Origin of the sequence: Streptosporangium lutulentum, assembly GCF_030811455.1 — a bacterium.
GTDB classification, from domain to species: Bacteria; Actinomycetota; Actinomycetes; order Streptosporangiales; family Streptosporangiaceae; genus Streptosporangium; species Streptosporangium lutulentum.
On the sequence record NZ_JAUSQU010000001.1, the window covers coordinates 9717427 to 9736731 of the forward strand.

The 19305-nt window shown below is 71.0% G+C and carries 15 protein-coding genes; 4 read left to right on the forward strand and 11 right to left on the reverse strand.

What is annotated here, in order from left to right:
- Positions 1-16: 16 nt before the first annotated feature.
- The gene (locus J2853_RS43825; protein ID WP_307567703.1) at positions 17-235 is read right to left on the reverse strand and encodes a hypothetical protein; all 219 of its coding nucleotides are present in this window, start codon (positions 233-235) and stop codon (positions 17-19) included.
- 212 nt (positions 236-447) lie between these two features.
- On the opposite strand from J2853_RS43825, the gene J2853_RS43830 reads away from it, so the two are divergent.
- Entirely contained in the window at positions 448-939 is a 492-nt protein-coding gene (locus J2853_RS43830; RefSeq protein WP_370879497.1) for a MarR family winged helix-turn-helix transcriptional regulator, read from the forward strand.
- A gap of 241 nt (positions 940-1180) precedes the next feature.
- On the opposite strand, the gene J2853_RS43835 is transcribed toward J2853_RS43830, so the two are convergent.
- From J2853_RS43835 to J2853_RS43860, 6 genes are all read right to left on the reverse strand, one after another.
- The gene (locus J2853_RS43835) at positions 1181-1543 is read right to left on the reverse strand and encodes a DUF488 domain-containing protein (protein ID WP_307567707.1); all 363 of its coding nucleotides are present in this window, start codon (positions 1541-1543) and stop codon (positions 1181-1183) included.
- 77 nt (positions 1544-1620) lie between these two features.
- Positions 1621-2535: a helix-turn-helix transcriptional regulator gene (locus J2853_RS43840; protein WP_307567709.1), complete on the reverse strand. Its 915-nt coding sequence runs from the start codon at positions 2533-2535 to the stop codon at positions 1621-1623.
- A 223-nt stretch (positions 2536-2758) separates the two neighbouring features.
- On the reverse strand, positions 2759-3859 hold the full coding sequence (menC, locus tag J2853_RS43845; protein WP_307567712.1) for an o-succinylbenzoate synthase: 1101 nt from the start codon (positions 3857-3859) through the stop codon (positions 2759-2761).
- A 331-nt stretch (positions 3860-4190) separates the two neighbouring features.
- Positions 4191-4970, reverse strand: coding sequence for a GNAT family N-acetyltransferase (locus tag J2853_RS43850; protein WP_307567713.1), 780 nt, complete (start codon positions 4968-4970; stop codon positions 4191-4193).
- The gene (locus J2853_RS43855) at positions 4967-6109 is read right to left on the reverse strand and encodes a M20 family metallopeptidase (protein WP_307567714.1); all 1143 of its coding nucleotides are present in this window, start codon (positions 6107-6109) and stop codon (positions 4967-4969) included. Before J2853_RS43855 ends, J2853_RS43850 begins: the two co-directional genes overlap by 4 nt.
- A gap of 11 nt (positions 6110-6120) precedes the next feature.
- Entirely contained in the window at positions 6121-6336 is a 216-nt protein-coding gene (locus J2853_RS43860; RefSeq protein ID WP_307567716.1) for a hypothetical protein, read from the reverse strand.
- A 679-nt stretch (positions 6337-7015) separates the two neighbouring features.
- On the opposite strand from J2853_RS43860, the gene J2853_RS43865 reads away from it, so the two are divergent.
- The gene (locus J2853_RS43865) at positions 7016-8575 is read left to right on the forward strand and encodes a serine/threonine-protein kinase (protein WP_307567717.1); all 1560 of its coding nucleotides are present in this window, start codon (positions 7016-7018) and stop codon (positions 8573-8575) included.
- 53 nt (positions 8576-8628) lie between these two features.
- On the opposite strand, the gene J2853_RS43870 is transcribed toward J2853_RS43865, so the two are convergent.
- Positions 8629-10740, reverse strand: a complete 2112-nt coding sequence (locus J2853_RS43870) for a hypothetical protein (RefSeq protein WP_307567719.1) — start codon at positions 10738-10740, stop codon at positions 8629-8631.
- Between the two features lie 546 nt (positions 10741-11286).
- On the opposite strand from J2853_RS43870, the gene J2853_RS43875 reads away from it, so the two are divergent.
- Positions 11287-12108, forward strand: coding sequence for an alpha/beta fold hydrolase (locus J2853_RS43875; protein WP_307567720.1), 822 nt, complete (start codon positions 11287-11289; stop codon positions 12106-12108).
- A 240-nt stretch (positions 12109-12348) separates the two neighbouring features.
- Here the strand turns inward: J2853_RS43875 and J2853_RS43880 are convergent, their stop codons facing one another.
- Positions 12349-13314, reverse strand: a complete 966-nt coding sequence (locus J2853_RS43880) for a D-isomer specific 2-hydroxyacid dehydrogenase family protein (RefSeq protein ID WP_307567722.1) — start codon at positions 13312-13314, stop codon at positions 12349-12351.
- 249 nt (positions 13315-13563) lie between these two features.
- Positions 13564-14535: an ArsR/SmtB family transcription factor gene (locus tag J2853_RS43885; protein ID WP_307567724.1), complete on the reverse strand. Its 972-nt coding sequence runs from the start codon at positions 14533-14535 to the stop codon at positions 13564-13566.
- A 59-nt stretch (positions 14536-14594) separates the two neighbouring features.
- Between J2853_RS43885 and J2853_RS43890 the strand changes: the two genes are divergently transcribed.
- Positions 14595-15854 carry an MFS transporter gene (locus J2853_RS43890; RefSeq protein WP_307567725.1) on the forward strand — a complete coding sequence of 420 codons (1260 nt, stop codon included), beginning with the start codon at positions 14595-14597 and terminating at the stop codon, positions 15852-15854.
- A gap of 25 nt (positions 15855-15879) precedes the next feature.
- Here J2853_RS43890 and J2853_RS43895 read toward each other — a convergent pair whose 3' ends face one another.
- Entirely contained in the window at positions 15880-19302 is a 3423-nt protein-coding gene (locus J2853_RS43895; protein ID WP_307567727.1) for a protein kinase domain-containing protein, read from the reverse strand.
- Positions 19303-19305 lie beyond the last annotated feature (3 nt).

A 19305-nucleotide genomic window follows, 5' to 3' on the forward strand; every position in this document is an offset into this window, starting at 1 on the left:
AGGGCGGGATCGAGCTCTAGTGAAGGTCCAGCATCATGAGGGCGATGAGGCCGACGAGGTGAAGCACCACGATCAGCACGATGAGGAAGATGAACACGAACTTGGCGGGTCCGTGCTCGAACTGCCGCCCCTCCTGGAGCGGATCCCTCTGCGCCTGACGGTCGGCGATCCGCTCTTCCAGGGTTTTCCTCTTCTGACGAGACATGACGGTCCCCGGGGTGGAGTGAGTGCTCATCGGTCCGCACCCCCGCACGGCACGGGGGGCGGCGTCACGAGGCGGGCGCCGGCGGGTGAGCCGTACTCGACCCAGGAGGCGTCGACAAGCGCGTTGGAGCGGCTCATGGCTTCCCTCTGTGGTGATGGCGTGCCTGGTGGCGGATGGGTTAGTGTACTAACTGTTCGTACACTAATTTTATAGCACGAGCTTCGGTCTCCATGGAGGTGCCATTGAGTGACTTCGGCGACATTCCCGACCCGCTGTCCCTGGAAAATCAGGTGTGCTTCGCCCTGGCGGTCGCCTCGCGCGGTGTGATCGCGGTCTACCGTCCCCTGCTGGAGCCGATGGGGCTGACCCACCCTCAGTACCTGGTGATGCTGGCCCTGTGGCAACACGCGCCCCTGTCGGTGAAAGACCTCGGCCGGCTGCTCCAGCTGGAGCCCGCCACGCTGTCGCCCCTGCTCAAGCGCCTTGAGGCGAACGGGTTCGTCAACCGCCCCCGCGCCAGCCAGGACGAGCGCTCTCTCGCGGTCACCCTCACTCCCGCCGGTCGACGGCTGCGCGACGAAGCCGAGAAGATCCCCGCGGCGATCGTCGAGCGCCTGGGAATGGAACCGGCCGAGCTCCAGCGGCTTCACGGGATGCTGACCCAGGTGATCTCCGCTGCCGGCAAGGCCAACGCCGCCCACCGGGCCGCGAACGGGCAGACGCCGGCCGGGTGAACCGTACGGCGTCATCGGCCGGCCGGGCCGGTGCCGCGGACGACGCGGGCGATCCGGGCAGGGCGTGCTCCCGCGGATCGGCGGTGAGCGGGGTCACCTTCTCCGCGCCGTGCGTTCCGCTCCCTCGGAACGCACGATGCGGACGGCCGTGGGCTGTTTCCCGCCGCTGACGTGCCGGTCGGGACCCGCCCGGGTTTCAGGGCCTGCTAGGAGGGTTCGTGCGATTCTTGCCGGGGTCGCGTCAGGCGGTCGCCTTGAGGTGGTCTCGCAGATAGTCCCTCAGCACCACGGCGTTGTTGTGCTCGGGGTCCTTCGCCGCGTAGAGAAGAGTGATCGGTCCCTGCCGTGCGGCCTCCAGCAACGGACGCACGACGTCCGGGCGCCGATCGAGCTCCTGCCGGTAGCGGGTTCGGAACTCCTCGAAACGTTCCGGGAGGTGCCCGAACCAGAGTCGCAGGTCCGGTGAGGGCGCGATGTCACGCACCCACCCGTCGAGTTTGAGGTCTTCCTTGCGGATGCCCCGCGGCCACATTCCGTCGACGAGGAATACCGGCCCCTTGGCGGGCTTCGCGCCGTACACCCGGCTGATGAGGATGTCTTCCATCTCTTGCGCGTACCCACGTCGCACGTCCCGAAGCAGACAAGGCACGGCCAATCACTGTCCGTGATCGGCCATGAGGGCTACGGCTTCGGCGGGCCGGTCGTCTCGCCGCCCCCTGTGACCTCCGCTTTCCCGGTCCGGAGGGTGTCCGGCTCGCTCGCTCCGGCGGCGGGGCCGGTGGAGGCGAGATGCGCCAGCAGGGCGAGTGACTGGGCGGCGTCGCTGCCGGGCGCGGCGTGGAAGACGACCAGAACCTGCCCGTCGGTGCCGGTGACGGCGAGCTTTTCGTAGTTCAGCTCCAGCGGGCCGACCTGGGGATGGTTCAGGAGGACCACACCGCTGACGCGGGGCTTGACGTCATGCCGGGCCCACAGCCGGCGAAACTCCTCGCTGCGCACCGACAGCTCTCCGACCAGTTCGGCCAGGTGCGCGTCGCGGCTCTCGGGACCGGCCAGGGCGCGTACGGCGGCGACCAGGCCGCAACTGTTGTTCTCCCAGTCGTCCTCGTACAGGGCTCGCACCTCGGGGTCGAGGAAGGCGGCGCGCAGCGCGTTGACGCCCGCCGCGTGGCAGGCCGACAGCGCGGTGGCGAGGGGATTGGCGACCAGCACGTCCAGATAGCGGCCCATGATGAAGGCGGGCATGTCGGTATGGGCCATCACCAGCTGCCTCATACCGGCGCTGACCCGTTCGGGGCGCCGCCGGGTCGGGCGGCGCCGCGCCGGCCGCGCCAGCCGGTGCAGGTGGGCGGCGGCGTTCGTGTCGAGCGTCAGCACGCGGACGAGGGCGTCGAGGACCTGCGTGGAAGGGTGCTGGTCGCGGCCCTGTTCGAGGCGTAGGTAGTACTCGGAGGAGATTCCGGCCAGCAGTGCGACCTCCTCGCGGCGTAGCCCCGGTACCCGCCGGCGACCACCGGGCGTCAGACCGACGTGCTCGGGCCGTATGAGATCGCGCCGGGCGCGCAGGTAGGCGCCCAGTTCGTTGGTCTGGCTCATATCGCCACGTTAGGCGCTTTACGCGCAGGAAGCGTAGCCCTGCCACTACCAGGGTCCGAGCCACCACCGGGGTCCGGTCGACATGTGATCGTCCGGCGCGACTCTGCCCGGGCGTCGGCCGGCGCGGTGCCGTGGCCGGAGTCCCGGCACGGCACCGTGCGAGCCGCGCGGCCCTTCGGCCGCACCCCCCGGGACGCGGTGGTGTCGTGGGGGTTCGGCGGTGCTACAGGGGGATCCATTCGGTGGAGGTGGTGACGGCGTCGAGGAGGTCGGGGATCGGGTCGATGCCGATGCCGGGTCCGGTGGGGACGCTCAGGTGGCCGTCGTGCAGCTCGAAGGGCGGGGTGATGTCGGTGGTGTAGTAGCGGTCGGAGGCGGAGGTGTCGCCGGGCAGGGTGAAGCCGGGCAGGGCGGCCAGGGCGACGTTGGCGGCGCGGCCGATGCCGGTCTCCAGCATGCCGCCGCACCAGACGGCGATGCCGTGGGCCTGGGCGAGGTCGTGGATGCGGCGGGCTTCGAGGTAGCCGCCGACGCGGCCGGGTTTGATGTTGATGATGGAGCAGGCGCCCAGGGTGATGGCGGCGGCGGCGTGGGCGGCCGATTCGATGGATTCGTCCAGGCAGATGGGGGTGGTGATCTTCTGGGCGAGGTGGGCGTGCTGGATCAGGTCGTCGTGGGCGAGGGGTTGTTCGATGAGCAGCAGGTCGTAGGGGTCGAGTTTGGCCAGGTGCGGGGCGTCGGTGAGGGTGTAGGCGGCGTTGGCGTCGACCTGGAGGAGCAGGTCGGGGCCGAAGTGTTCGCGGACGGCGCGGACGGGGGCCAGGTCGTTGCCGGGTTCGATCTTGAGTTTGATGCGCCGGTAGCCCTCCTCGAGGTAGCCGGTGACGGCCTCGAGGAGCTCGGGGATGGAGTTCATGATGCCGACCGATACCCCGCTGGGGACCTGGGGGCGGGTGGCGCCGAGGTAGGTGGCCAGGGGTTGGCCGCCGGTGCGCAGGTGGGCGTCGAGGACGGCGGTGTGCAGGGCGGCTTTGGCCATGCGGTGGCCTTTGAAGGGGTGCAGGGCGGCTTCGGCGGTGTGGGGGTCGACGGTGGCCGGGAGGGCGGGGATGAGGAAGCGGCGCAGGACGTCGGCGGCGCCGTCGACGTATTCGGGGGAGTACAGCGGGTCGGACATGGCCACGCATTCGGCCCAGCCCTCGGCGTCGGGGGTGATGACGCGGAGCAGCAGGACGTCGCGTTCGGTCTCGGTGCCGAACGAGGTGCGAAACGGGGTGACGAGCGGCATCGCGATCCGGCGGAGCTCAATCCCAGTGATCTTCACGTTCTCTCCCTTTCATGGTCGTGTTCGCCGCCGGTCGGGCGGCCTGTCGCAGGATGTCGTGCGGTCCCCGTGGGAGTTCCGCCGGCAGGCGGCCCGCTCCGGGGTGGTTGTGTGGTTCGTGTCGTGTCTTCGGCGCCGGGTTCCGGCCGGGCGGCCCGTTCCACGGCAATCATGGGGTTCGTGTCGCGTCCGAGGGGCTGGTTTCCCCTTCACGGCAATCATGGGACGCCTCGGAACCGGGTTCCGTTTCACGGTGGTCGTGCGGTCCGGGCCGTGCCTTCGGTGCCGGGTTCCGCGTCACGGCGGTCGCGCCCCGGGTGCCGGAGCCGGGTCAGGTGGTCCGCTCCACGACGTAGCAGGACCCGCGGTGGAATCCGGTGATCGACGCGCCCTCGGACAGGAGGCCGCCCAGCACGTCGCGTACGGCGTGCCGCCAGGCCTTGGCCGCGCCGGGATCGGTGCGGCGCAGGCCCTCGATGTCCTCGGGAACGGCCACCAGCACCGTGCGCGCGTCGGCCCGCCCGAGGACCGGCCGGCCGTCGCGGTCGCTCAGCGCGGCCACCGCCCCGGACGGGACCCGCGGGGGGTGGGGTCGCCGCCGGGCGGCGGCCAGGACGTGCGGTTCGGACAGCCGCCAGACGGCGAGCACCCGGTCGGACTCGTCTCCGGCGTTGATCGCGTCGTCCATGGCGCCGTAGAAGGAGGGCAGGTACTCCTCCGGGCGGGCGCCGAGCTTGGCCAGGTTGAAGTGCGCGTTGCGCCGGACCAGCGGGTCGTAGGTCCAGGTGATCCGTTCCAGGCCGCGCTCCAGTGCCCAGGCGCGCTGGTGCAGTTTGAGCGCGAACCCGATCCCGCGTCCGATCGAGGCGCCGGTGACGTGCGAGTGCAGCACCTGTCCGGGGGGCGCGCCCAGGAACGCCACCGAGGCGCCCACCAGGCGGTCACCGTCGTAGGCCCCGGCCACGTAGTTGCCCGCGTGCGACAACGCCCGCATCATCTCCACGGTGACGGGCGCGCTACCCGGGTCGGGGCGCCAGATGTCGTCGAACAGCCGGAAGACGTCCTCGAATTCCTCGATGAGGTGAAGCTCGCGCAGCACCGCGCCGGTCACCTGAGCACCGCCTGGACCAGGCCGGTCAGCAGCGCCGTACGGCCGGGCATCTCGCTCACGATCACGTGCTCGCCGTCGGCGTGGGCACCGCCGCCCACCGCGCCGAGCCCGTCGAGTGTCGGGCAGCCGGCTCCGGCGGTGTAGTTGCCGTCGGAGGCTCCGCCCACCCCGACGCCGGTGAGAGGAGCGAGCCCGAGGTCGGCGGCGATCCGCTGGGCGACGGCGAACAGCGCGGCCGAGGAAGCCTCCTCCAGGGGAGGGCGGTTCGGGCCCCCGTTCACCTCCAGCCTGGTTCCGGCGAGCCGGGGGGACAGGGCGCGCATCAGCTCGTCGACCCGTTCCTGCGCGGCGAGGGTGGGCACCCGCACGTCCACCGACACGTGAGCCAGCGCGGGCACGGTGTTGACGGTGGTCCCGCCGAACAGCGCCGTCGGCGTGACGGTGGCGGGCCCCAGGGATCCCGGCGGGGTCCCGGCCGCTCGCGCCCCGTCGGCGGCCGCCGTCACGCCTGGAGGACGACCGTTCACCCGGCCGGCGATCCCGTTGATGGCGAGGATCTGGTGGGCGAGCTCGATGCCGGCGTTCGCGCCCTTCTCCGGTTCGAGGCCCGCGTGCGAGGCCCGGCCGTGCACCACGAGTTCGTAGATCGAGATGCCCTTGCGCGCGGTCTTCAGGGCGCCGCCGTCGGCGCTGGCCTCCAGCACGAAGGCCGCCGCGCATTCGCGTGCCGTCTCCTCGATCAGCGCGCGTGAGGACGGCGAGCCGACCTCCTCGTCCCCGGTGACCAGCACGCACACCCCGTCCGGCGACGGCAGCGCGGCCAGCGCGTGAAACGCCTGCACCAGCCCGGCCTTCATGTCGAACACCCCCGGGCCGCGGGCGATCCCGTCGGTGAGCGACCAGGGAATTCTCTCCAGCGTCCCGATCGGCCAGACGGTGTCGTGATGGCCGAGGATCAGGACCCGGGGCGTGCCGAAGGTCCACCGCAGGTGGGTCACCCCGTCGATCACGATCGTCTCCGGGCGCGCGCCCAGCCTCCGGAACCCCTGATCGGCGACGACCGCGGCGCTGCGGGCCACGGCCTCGTGGTCGGCGGAGAACGACTCGCACCCGACGAGCTCCTCCAGGTCTTCCAGCATGGCGTTCAGGTTCACCGCGGCCGTCCGAACTCGGCGCGGAACAACCGGTGCACGTCGTCGCCAACGATCTCGACGATGTCGTCGGGAAGGCCCCGTTCGACCGGGGCCTCGGTGACCGGGGGCAGACCGCGTGGCCCGGTGAGCTCCGGAGGCCGGGCGGCGACCGCCGTCAACAGATCGTTATAGGCGTCCGCGACGACGGCGCGGCGATGAGGATCAACGGACACGTACCAGCCCTCCGACGGATGTTTACCGCGACGGTATGACAGGCCGGGGGTGGGGGAGTTCGTCCGGTCTTCCTAAGAGGGGGGAGATGTTCGTCCATTCGGCCAAGGGCGCCCGGTCCGCCGGCCGTCCGCCGCGGAGGGATCGCCCGCTGACGGGCGCGAGCGGACCACACCGTAACCGTCATGATGTGACGCTTCCGGCATTCTCCCGGAGGGGGCACGGCCGTCCGCGTATCCGATACCTCATTCGTGGGGAGAGACCGGAGTCGCGGTGAGCCGATTCTTGTCATGACGGATGAGAACGAAGACGGGCGCGCGGTGCTTCGTCGATGGGTTTTGATATGGCGGCCCTATTAAAGGCCGGACCGAACCCGCCGTAATGAATGTCCGCGACGAGTTCTGCCCCCGAGAGATGTCAGCCGGTATGGCATGTGATCGGGAAGGCCTGTTCGCTGACCTCGTCGTTTCCCTGGGCGCCGCCGAGTCGTGGGTCGAGGTCTCGCCGGAGGTCGCCGCGGGTGAGGGGAAACCAGATGCCGTGCCACCGCGGTCGCGGTGCTGAAAAGCGGCCGTCTGGCGGAATTCGACGCGCACTCCGCTGCGTAAACCTGTACTTTTTTATCGGAAAGTTCTCTGGATTTTCCTGAGAGGGCAGAGCCTTTCTGGAGGGCGGATCGTTTTGGGCAGGTGGATCACCGTCGGCGGTCGTTACGAGCTGGATCCTCTGTCCCGGCGTTCCGGTGGAATGGGAGAGGTCTGGTTCGGCTACGACAAACGCCTCGACCGGCAGGTCGCCGTCAAATTCATCAAAGTCAGCAGGTTTCCCGACGGCCGGCCGGACGAGGAACTGGCCAGACGTTTCGTTCGTGAGTCACGGATCACGGCCCGGCTGGAACACCCCGGAGTGCCCACGGTCTACGACTGCGGGTCGCACGGCGACGACCTCTATCTGGTCATGCAGGTCGTCAACGGCTGTCCCCTCTCCTCGCTCCTGGAGGAGACCGAGATCCCCGTCGCCTGGGCCGTGGCGATCGCCGCCCAGGTGTGCTCGGTCCTGGCCGTGGCCCACGCCAACTCACTGGTGCACCGGGACCTCAAGCCCGCCAACCTGATGCTCTGCCCCGACGGCACGGTGAAGGTCCTCGACTTCGGGATCGCCGCCACGCTCGTCTCCTCGGGCGCGACGAGACTCACGCGGACGGGAGAGGTGCTCGGCACCCCGGCGTACATGCCGCCCGAGCAGGCGATGAGCGGGGCGGCCTGCCCGCAGAGCGACCTGTACTCCCTCGGCGTGATCCTGGACGAGATGCTCGCCGGGGAGAACCAGTTCGCCGCCCCCACGGCCCTGGCCTCGATGCGCAACCACACCGACGTCCCGCCCCGGCCGCTGCGCGTCATCAGGCGGGACGTGCCCGAAGAGCTGGAGCGGCTCGTCCTGTGGCTGCTCGCCAAGACACCGGAGCGGCGGCTGCCCAGCGCGGACGTCGCCTACGAGCGGCTGCTCGACTTCTGCCGCGATCTGCCGCCCTTCCCCGGTTACGTGAACCTGGAGACGCCTCATCCGGTGCGCATGTACGCCACCGTCGTCGGGCGCATCACCCCTCCCGCGGAGAGCCGCGACCGGTGGCCGGCCGAGCCGGTGCGGCCGGCGCGGATCAGGCACTCCGGAGGGGCGGTGCAGCTCGGGCGCGAAGACATCGAGCGCGCCCGCAAGGACGCCGAGGCCCTCAAAGCCGAATCCCGGTTCAGCCAGGCGGCGGACGTGCTGGCGGAGGTGGCCGGTCCCGCCGCCGGAACGTTCGGCCCGATGAGCCCCGACGTGGTCAACCTGCGCATCGAGCTCGCCGAGGTCCTCTTCCTCGGCGGGGACTACCGCCGGGCGGCGCCCGAGTTCCACCGGCTGGCGGTCGACGTCGCCAAGGTGGAGGGGCCGGGCAACAATCTCGCGCTGCGATGCCGGTTGATGGCGGCCAACTGCCACGCGGCGGTGGGGGAGACGAACCTCGCCCTGATCCAGCTCCACCGGCTGCTGGACGACGAGCGGCGATTCGGCGCCGACGAGGAGCGGGTCCTTGAGCTCCGTTGCCAGATCGGGCTGCTGGAATTCGGCTCGGGAAACAGGACGCAGGCGAAACGCACCCTGGGCGAGCTGTTGTCTGACCTTGAGCGGAGGTACGGCCAGCACCACCCCGACGTCGGCAAGGTCAGGGAGATCCTCAAAGGTCTCGACGATCGGTGACCCGACCGGCCGCCCAGGAGTCGCCGGGGAAGCCCGGACACGGCCGGGGCCGGTCAGTTCGTGCGGGTGTTGGGGAGATGGTCGCCGAGGTAGCCGATCCAGATCTTGCCGGTGGCGCCGCCGGAGTCGTCGTGGAAGTAGATCCGCGGCGCGGGGTATCCGACGGACCTGAGCTTGATGTGGGCTTCCATCAGGACCTGCCCGGTCGGGCTCACCTCGGGGGGGACGGCGAAGGTGCGGGGGGCGCTGAACTTGTGACGGCTGGCCACGGTCTTCGACTCGCGCATGGACAGCATCCTGGCCGGGATGGTGAAGCGGCCGGGGGAGCCGTGGGCGCACCAGTCGTGGAAGCCTCCCGCGAACTCCCCGCTGGACCGTGCCTTCGCGAAGTCGTCCAGGGCACGGAGGGCGTCCCACGCCTTGGCCGCCCACGTGCGGCACTGGGCGGGGTGGCCCAGGTCCAGCCGGGCGGCGACGCCGTCGGTGTCGCCGATCACGAGGTGACGCAGGCTCTCGCGGGCCTCGATCAGGGCCTCGGCCAGGGTGGCCGGTTCGAATACGGACTCCTCCCCGGTCACGCCGTACACCGGCTGGCCCGCCTCGGCGAGCGTGCGCTCCAGCCAGCGGACCCGTTCGGAGAGCTTCCTGGCACTCGTGACGGCCTCGGCGTACTCCTCCTGGAGTAATCGGTGCTCGTCGAGGAGACTCTCGATCTCGGTGGCCGGCCGGTCGTTCGCGTCCTCGGCCCGCCCGTCGCCACGCCGTTCGGCGACGATGTCACGCAGGCCGGAAAGGTGCGCGCCGAGGGTCCGGATCTCGCGGAGCAGCCTGCCGGAGTCACCGCCGGAGGTCCCGGACGACGTGGCGAGACCCAGCGCCGTTTCCAGTTCGCCCCGCAGTTCCTTGACCACCTTGTCCGCCACCGCCTGGGTGAGCTCCTCCAGGTCGTGCTCCGGTGCGGCGGGGGCGGGCCCGGCCGGTGCGGCGATGATCCCCTCGGGGAGAGTCGACGTGGTTCCCACGGCGTCGGTCATCGTCGCGACAGCCGCCTCGGCCGGTGCGACGACGGCTCCCTCGGGGAGGGTCGAGGTGGTTCCCGAGGGGGCCTCCTCGGCGACAACGGGCTTGTCGGCCCCCGGCCTCTCGACGACGGCTCCGGGGACGGTCGCGGCCACGGCCCTGGTGACGCTCCCGGTGCCGGGCGGCGCCGGGCGCTGCATCAGGACCTCCATCCGGCGCCGCAACTCCTCGCGGGTGGGAACGGCCCTCACGGGCCGGGGCGCGACGACCGCGGCGATCTCGCTCGGCTCGGCCCGTCCGGCGAGCACGCGGTAGACGACACGGAGGGTCTGCTGGACGTCGTCGGGAAGCTTGCGGCGGGCGGTCTCACCGATCACCCTGTCGACGACCCGGTTGAGGGCGGCCGTGCCCTGGTCGCGGATCGTGGCGAAGCCCATGGGCGGGTGCCGGTAGGGGTAGCGCTCCTCGGCGGGGTCGAAGGGGGCGAGGTAGGTGCGGATACCGCCGCCGAACACGCCCAGTTCCCTGCCCATCGCCTTGTTGAACCGGTCCTGGGCGCGCAGGTCGGTCAGCTGCACCACCAGGCTCGCGCCGGCGGTGGCGCCGGCCAGGTAGTCGGCGCGGACCCGGCCCGCGCCGGGATTCTGGGGGTCCACGGAGACGACCACGATCGGCACCCTCCGGCGGGGCTCGGTCATCGTGTGGACGAAACGCCGCACGTCGTCCTCGTCGAGGACGACCGGACCGTCCTCGACATGGATGCCGCCGTCGGTGATCCGCGCGGTGCGCAGGTAGGGCTGGAGGAAACCGGGAGCGTTCGCCGCCGCCGGCTCCCCCTCCCCGTGCCGGTCCATGGTGACGACGACCCACCCGGTCATGCCCGGCACCGATTCGGCATAGGTCACGCGGGTGCACAGGTGTCCCTCACCGCGCGGCTCCTCCAGCGTGTAGCGGCCGCAGCCGCCGTGCCGCTCCATCGTGAGCCGGGCTCCGTCGACCTCGCTCTCGACCTTCGGCTCACCGTCCGCGGGCGGAAACCCCTTCGCCGTGACCCAGTCCGAGAAGGTGCGGAGCAGCGGGGTCGAGATGGGGACGGACTGGTCACGCAGTACCGCCTGATACAACCGGGTCACAGTCGACGCCATAGCGAAGGCACCTCATACGTCAGCAGCTTGGGGGGTGTACGGCTCACGTCCGGATACGTCGTTTACACGGGCGTGTACGGCTCACATCGATACGTCATCTCCACGGGCGTGTACGGCTCACATCGATACGGAATGTACGGCTCACCTCCGGCGCGCGGGCGTGAGCCGTACGAGATCGGATGCCAGTGACGTCCGGCGGATTCCCGTATGCGCAACAGCGTGTCACGTACGCCTGCCCGGCACCGGATGATTGCTGCGTTCCTCACCAGGCGTTGCATTTGTCCTTGGCCGACCATCCTGATCGAATGCGTCGCATGCGGCCCAGAAATTGTGCTGTTATGTCGAAATTTCCGCATGTCCGAGCGCCGCGCCGGGACCGCGACGGATCACGCCGGCCGGACCGATGACTCCCTTACGTGTGCGGAGTCACGCGACTCGGCCGGAACAGCAACGGCGCGCGGGACGCTGTTCTCAAGGAACAAAACGGAACCAGCTGGCTAAATCGGACGGCCGCGGAAGCCGTTTCATCGACTATGAGGAGTGACCATGTCCACGATCACCACCAAGGACGGCGCCCAGATCTTCTTCAAGGACTGGGGCAGCGGCCGTCCCATCGTCTTCAGCCACGGCTGGCCGCTGAACGCCGACGCCTGGGACAACCAGGCCAACCTGGTCGCCTCGAGCGGATTCCGGGCGATCGCCCACGACCGTCGCGGGCACGGCCGCTCCAGCCAGACCTGGGACGGCAACCACATGGACCAGTACGCCGACGATCTGGCCGAGCTCATCGAGCAGCTGGATCTGACCGACGCCGTCCTGGTGGGGCACTCCACCGGCGGCGGTGAGGTCGTCCGCTATCTGGGACGCCACGGCACTTCCCGGGTCTCCAAGGCCGTGCTTCTGGGCGCGGTCCCGCCGCTGATGCTCAAGACCGCCGCCAACCCCGAGGGCACTCCCATCGAGGCCTTCGACGGCATCCGGGAGGGTGTGCGTGCCGACCGTTCGCAGTTCTACCAGGACCTCAGCGTCCCCTTCTACGGCGCGAACCGCGACGGGGCCACCGTCTCCCAGGGCCTGCGCGACGCGTTCTGGCTGATGAGCATGCAGGTCGGGATCAAGGGCGCACTGGACTGCATCAAGGCGTTCTCCGAGACCGACTTCACCGAGGACCTCAAGCGCATCGACATCCCGGTGCTGGTCGCGCACGGCGACGACGATCAGATCGTCCCCATCGGGGCCGCCGCCCTGCAGACCGTCAAGCTGGTCAAGGACGCGACCCTCAAGGTCTACTCCGGCGCGCCGCACGGCCTGGTCGGTGACTTCGAGCAGAAGTTCAACGCGGACCTGCTCGCCTTCCTGCAGAGCTGACCCGCGGAACCGACGCACACGCTCCTCGCACGCCGGCGGGCCCGCAACGCTGCTGGCCCGCCCGTGATCCCGGCCCCTTCCCGGTGATCGACAGGAGGCGGCCCATGCCCCGCGACCCCGGCGCCTTTCCAGTGATCGACGGGGGCGGCCATGTCCCGTGACGCACCGCGGATGCTCGGCTCGAAGTCCTTCATCGAGGTTCCGGCCTTGCCGATGCGGTGAACGCGGAGGATCTTCCGGTCAGTATCCCGCGGCGGGATCGATCACCCCTTCCAGCGGCAGCCCCGCCCGCAGGTTGCGCACGTTCCGTTCGACCCGCTCACAGAGCATTCGCAGGACGTACTCGGCGGAGTCCGCGCAGTGCGAGGTGATGAGGACCCGGGAGTCGGCCCAGAGCGGATGCCCCTCGGGCAGCGGTTCGGGATCCGTCACGTCCAGGCCGGCGGCGGAGATCGTCCCCGCGCGGAGGGCCTCGACCAGTGCGTCGGTCCGGATGTGCGCACCACGTGCGACGTTGACCACGACGGCCTGCGGCGGCAGCAGTGCCAGCTCGGCGGCGTCGATGATGTGCCTGGTCTCCGGGGTCAGGGCGAGGGCCAGCACCAGGATGTCCGTCTCGGGAAGCGTGGCGTGCAGAGCCGTGGGCGGCAGCGTCTCCTCCGCGCCCTCGACCTTCTCCGGACGGCGGCGTATCACCCGGATCCGGCAGCCGAAAGGCCGCAGGAGCCGGACGAGCTCCGAGGCTATGCCGCCGCCCCCGAGGATCGTCACCCTCTGCCCGTGCAGGGACCGGGGATCCACCGGGCTCCAGTGAGGCGCCCGCGCCTGCCGTACGACACCGCGGAGACTCGCCAGTATCAGCATGAGCGCGTGCTCGCTGACCTGCCCGGCGAACGACCCCTTGGCGCAGGTGAAGACCGTCGGGCGCTCGAAGAGGCCGGACGTCGCGAACTTCTCCACTCCCGCCCAGGGGAACTGCACCCACTCGATCCCGGGATTGCCGTCCAGAGTCAGCCGGAGCTGTTCCGGCTCGCCGGGGATGAGCCATACGAGGCCGTTGGCCTCGGCCGGGGAGACGTTGACACCGCCGCCCTCGGACACGGCCTCCTCGATCTTGGAGCGCAGGTGGTCGAGGCCGGGGGAGTTGGGGCGGCCGTAGGCCTTCTCCGCTTCCACGGACGGGGCTATCGCGATGCGGGCTTCCATGAGCGACATTCTGCCCGGGCTCGCCGACCAGGCCCTGAACCGGTCCCACGCCGATCGTGATCCCGATGTGAGCGGCGGGCCCACCGGGGAGTCCGCCACCGCCCTCACCCGGCGGCTCGACGGCGGATGTGGTCACATCCAGTGGATCTTCGACGTTCGGTGGGTTCCGCGCTCGGCCGCCGAACGACGGCGACCGGTGAACGCCGGAGACGATCACGTGCCGGGCCTCCCAGAGCGACCGGGACGGGCTCATCGGAGCGCCGGGGCCTCGACCAGCACCTCGCCGGCGGTCGTGCGGTAGTAGAGGACGGACCGCCCGGACCGACGCCGCCGGATCAGCCCGGCGTCGAGCAGGACCTTGAGGTGGCGGCCCACCGACCCCAGCCCCTGACCGGTCAGTGCCACGAGCTGCGAGGTGCTCATGGGCGAGTCGAGCAGGACGAGGACGCCCGCCCGCGCCGGGCCGAGCAACGTGCCCAGCGCCGCGGGGACCGCCGCCCGCTCAGGTTCGGCGAGCGTTCCCGAGCACGGATACACCACCGCGTACCGCCGCCCCGGGTTCCAGGAGACCCAGCCCTGGCGGGCGGTGACCGGGACGAACATCAGCTGAACGCCGATCACCTCTCGCGGCGGGCGGTCATGCGTGTTGATCTGCAGCCGGTCGTCCCCCAGCCAGCGCATCCCCGGGCGCATGTCGTCCAGCACGGCGGCCCAGCCGCCCTGGCTCAGCCGGCTCGTTCGCGCGACGACGTCGGCCTCGAAGACACGGCGGCGCCGCGGCCAGTACGGCTGCACCGTCTCCGTCCACACCCATTCCAGCAGGTCGGCGGCGCGCTCCGGCAGGTCTGACCGGTGCAGCTCACCTGGAAGCGGACCTCGCAACGCCACCTCCAGGTCGGCGCGGGCGACTCCGGGCGGGGTCTCGCGCACGCGCGCCAGCTCCTCCTCGAAGGTCGGCGCGCCCTCGCCCGGCGGGGTGGGCGTGAGAAAGTCCGCGATCCAGTGCCATCTCAGACCGGCCCGTACGAGCAGCGCGGTGACCGGGTCGTCCGCCAGCCGCGCCCGGTAGTCCGCCAGGTGGGCCTCCAGCCATACGCGCTCGCCCGGGTGCGTGGCCGTCGCCCTCTCCAGGGTGATCACGCAGGCGAGGGTCTCTGCCAGGGCGGAGATCACGAACCGGCTCCCCGCCAGTGTGTCGGCGTTGACCTGCCACCAGCCCATTGTTTCGCCTCCCCGCGAAACAATAACGGTCCGGCGGCGACGCCCCCGAGACTCCCGCCATGCGCACCTACCGAGAACTCTTCCGGACGCCTGAGTTCACCCCCCTCTTCACCGCGAGCTCCGCGCAGGTCGCCGCCTCGACGGTGAGTGGGCTGGCCCTGGGCGTCCTCGTCTACGCGGCCACCGGCTCACCGCTGCTGTCGGCGCTCAGCATGTTCGGTTCCTCCTTCGGGCAGGTGCTCGGCGCGATGGCGCTGCTGTCGGCCGCGGACCGGCTGCCGCCGCGCGCCGCGATGACGGGACTGGCGCTGGTCTTCTGCCTCGGCACCGCGGCCCTCGCCATCCCCGGCCTGCCGCTGTGGGCGCTCTTCGTCATCGTCCTCGGCATGGGAGTGGCCGCCTCGCTGGGCGGCGGGATCCGCTACGGACTGCTCAACGAGATCCTCCCCAAGGACGGCTACCTGCTCGGGCGGTCAGTGCTCAACATGTCCGTCGGCGTTCAGCAGATCTGCGGATTCGCCGTCGGCGGGGTGCTCGTGACCGTCATGTCCCCGCGCGGCACCCTGCTCGTCGGCGCCGCCCTCTATCTCGCCGCCGCCGTCGTCGCCTGGTACGGCCTCGGCGCCCGCCCGCCGCGCGCCGCCGGACGGCCGTCGGTCAGCGAGACCTGGCGGGCCAACGGGCGGCTCTGGTCCTCCAGGCCGCGCCGCTACATCTACCTCGCCCTGTGGGTGCCGAACGGACTGATCGTCGGCTGCGAGTCGCTCTTCGTCCCCTACGCCCCCGAACACGCCGGGCTGCTGTTCGCCTTCGCGGCCCTCGGGATGCTCGCCGGCGACACCGTGGCCGGCCGGTTCGTCCCGGGGCGGTGGCGGGAGCGGCTGGGCGCCCCGCTGCGGCTGCTCCTGGCCGTGCCGTACCTGGTCTTCCTCCTGAGCCCACCGTTGCCCGTCGCGGTGACCGCCGTCGTGCTCGCCTCGATCGGGTACGCGGCCAGCCTGCTGCTGCAGGAACGGCTGATGGCCATCACCCCGGACGAGATGAGCGGACAGGCCCTCGGCCTGCAGTCGTCCGGCGTGATCACCATGCAGGGGGTCGGCGCCGCGCTCGCGGGCGGCGTCGCCCAGTTCACCTCGCCCTCGACGGCGATGGCCGTGATGGCGGTGGCCTCCGTCGCGGTCACCCTGGCCCTGGCGCCCGGACTGCGCCCCGTCCGGGAAGCCCACGACGCCGGTGACCTCCACGCCCCGGCGACCGCGTCGCAAGCCGGCGATTATGCGGCCGAGCACGGTATCGGCCGGTCCGAGCAGGCTGGATAAGCCTGATTCCCCCGGCGGGCCCGGTTCAGGTCACCAGGCGGCGGCGCAGCAGCAGCCACGCGATGGCCGTGTACACCCCCGCGAGGAGGAGCAGCACGGACAGGTTGGTCGTCAGCTGGCCGACGGTCTGGTTCCACAACGCGTCTTTCGGTCCCAGCGGTTCCACCAAGGTGGCGCCCGCCGCGAACGCCCAGCGGGCCGGCACCGCGACCGCCACCGTCGCCAGCGGGTCCATCAGCTTGAAAAGGGAGCCGTTGAGCGCGACCTGGACGATCGCGGCCACGGTGGCGAAACCCACCGCCTTCTCGGGCGTCGAGGCCAGCGCGGAGACTGCCAGGCCGAGCCCCATCGAGGCCAGCGCCAGGCAACTCAGCGGCAGGCACAGTTCCAGGACGAACGACAGCGGGAGCAGTCCTTTCCCCAACTCGCCCTGGATGGCGATGTAGACGACGGCGGCCAGCATGCCCTGGGCGATCGCCACGATGCCGAAGATGACGAACTTGGCGGACACCAGCGCGCCCGGCGACAGTCCGGAACGGTACTCCCGGGCGGTGATGTCGTACTCGGAGACCAGGTTGTTGTAGGTCAGAGCCTGCCCGGCCAGCGCGCAGACCGTCACCAGCATGGTGAGTACCGGGACCGGGTTCGAGCTGGGCGGTCCTTCGCCGGCGACGGACAGCGCCGCGGTGAGCAGCGCGCCCACCACCGCCAGCGCGAACGGGGTGATCAGGCCGATGGGCCCGCGGGCCCGCAGCAGGGCCGCCTCCCGCCGGGTGAACACCCAGAACTGGCGCAGAGCGGAGGCGCCGGTCCGCTGCGGCCGCAGCGCGGGGTCCGTGCCGGGCACCGGCGGCGCGGGTGAGGCCGACGGGCCGGCGGGGTCGCGGACCGGACGCAGGGCGCCCTGGCTGAGCTTGCGCATCAGCTCCGGGTAGTCGTTGACCTCCATCGCCGGGAGGATCTGCTGGGGTGCGCCGACGTAGACCGGCCGGCCGCCGGCGCCCAGGACCAAGACCTGGTCGGTGAGGATGAGGTTGTCCGGGGTGTGAGTGACCACGATGACCGAGCAGCCGCGCCCCGCGATCTCCTTCAGCAGCCGCATGACCTCCTGGTCCAGGCCGGGGTCGAGGCCGGAGGTGGGCTCGTCCAGCAGCAGGAGCAACGGGTCGGACAGGATCTCCAGGGCGATGGACAGCCGTTTGAGCTGGCCGCCGGAGAGTCGCGCGGCCCGCAGGTCGATGCGCTCGGTGAGGCCGAGCCGGTCGACGATCTCCAGGATGCGCGCCTCGCGGTCCTTCCTGGGCAGGTCGGCGGGCAGCCGAAGCCGGGCGGCGTAGCGCAGGTTTTGTCGGACGGTGAGTGATTTGTGCAGGTGGTCCTGCTGGGGCAGGTAGCCGAGCAGGTGGCGGATCTGTTCGCCGTCGGTGACCAGGTCCAGGCCGCGGAACAGCAGCGTGCCGCCGGTGATGGGCAGTTCCCCGAGCAGGGCCCGGAACAACGAGGACTTGCCCGCGCCGGACGGGCCCACGATCGCCATGAACTGGCCGTGGCCAAGGGCGAAGGACAGGTCCTGCAGTGCGGGTATGGACCCGTACCGCGCGTTGACCTCATGTGCGATGAGGTCGGCCTGCGGGGCCGGCCGAGACTCCAGGATCCGGTCGCTGAGGAGGCGGAATGTGGTGTCGGCGATGCTGAAGGCGTCGCCGGTGTGCAAGATGGCCCACAACACCGAGCGCCCCGCGATGAAGGTGCCGCCGCCCTTGCCGTGGTCGCGCAACCGGAACCCGTCCTGGGTGCGGAGCAAGGTGGCGTGCTCGGCCGCGACGTCCATGCCCCGCACCCGCACGTTCGCCTCGTCTCCGCTGCCCAGCACGGTCACGTCGCCGATCGTGTGGTGCGTGACCTGCGACGAGCTCCCGGTGGGACCTCCCGGCCACGGCAAAGTGAGCCCGGGCCCAGCCCCAGGCCCAAGGCCCGGCCCCGGGCCCGGCCCAGGGCCGGGGGTGGACTCAGGGCCGGGGGTGGGGTTGTGGGGCGGGTGATGGGGCTGGGCGGGTGGGTTCAGGGAGATCTGGCACTTCACCGGTATCCCGTTCACCTCCCCGCGTATGACGCACCGGCCGTCGGGCGTGTCGAAGGCCACCATCGAGCCGTCCCGTTTGGCCTGCTCCACCTGGATGTCCGCTCCGGGCAGCCGGACGTTGAGCCGCCAGACCCCGCGATGCCGGATGTAGATCAGATCTCCGGGCGCCCAGACGTAGGGGATCTCGATCGAGCTGCCCGGGCCGCCTGCCGTGTGCGGGTGGTCTCCGCCGAGCACGTGCACCATGCCACCGACGACGAGGTACAGCGGAGGCACGCCCTCGGCTGACCCCTGCAGCTCGGTCCCCTGCGGTCCAGCGCTCTGTGACCCGGTGCCTCGCCCTCCATCGCCCGGCGGGGCCAGAGGCGGCACGGGTGGAGGGGCGAACGGGAGCAGCTGCGGCGGAACCAGCGGTGGCAGAGGGGCACGGACCGGAGCCGGACCGGAACCGTGAGCCGGTGGTTGAACCTGGTGCGGTGGAGGCGGGGTGCGGAGCGGAACGGACGGTGGCAGGGGCGGGGCACTGATCGGAGGGACCGGGCCCGGCTCGATCAGCATCTGCAACATCTGCAACGAGGTCGGCCGATCCTCGGGACGCTTGGCCAGGCATCTGCTCACCAGCCCGCGCAGCGGTTCGGCCAGCCCGTCCAGCCGCGGCGGCTCGTTCAGCACCCGGTACATGACCGCCGGAATGTTCCCCTCACCGTACGGCGGCTGGCCGGTCGCCGCGAAGACGACGGTGGCGGCCCAGGCGTGCACGTCTGCCGCCGGGCTGACATCCCCCTCGCCGAACTGCTCGGGGGCCATGTACGGGCAGGTCCCGATGATGCCCTTGGTGTGCATCGAGGGGTGCAGAGAGGTGTTCTCCAGCGCCTGCGCGATGCCGAAGTCCACCACTCGCGGCCCGTCCGGCCCGAGCAGCACGTTGGCCGGCTTGAAATCCCGGTGCACCACCCGCGCCCCGTGGATGGCGGCCAGCGCGGTCGCGGTGTAGGTGGCCAGCCGTTCCAGTGCGGAGCCGTCCAGCACGCCCTTGTTGTCGATGGCCTCCTGCAGCGACGGTCCGGCGACGTACTCGCTGACGATGTACGGCGTCTCGCCCTGCATGTCGGCGTCGAGCACCACCGCGGTGCACACGCGGGGCACCCGGCGCGCGGCGAGCAGCTCAAGGGCGAACCGACGCCGGGCCGGTGAGTCGTGCGACGCCCCGGTCCACAGGATCTTGACGGCCACCCGGTCGCCGCCGGGCCGCTGCGCCAGGTAGACCTGGCCCTGCCCGCCTTGCCCAAGCCGGCCGAGCACGCGGTAGGGGCCGATCTCGGCGGGATCGTTCGGCTGCAGCGGCAGCGGGGCGTGTCCGCTCATCGG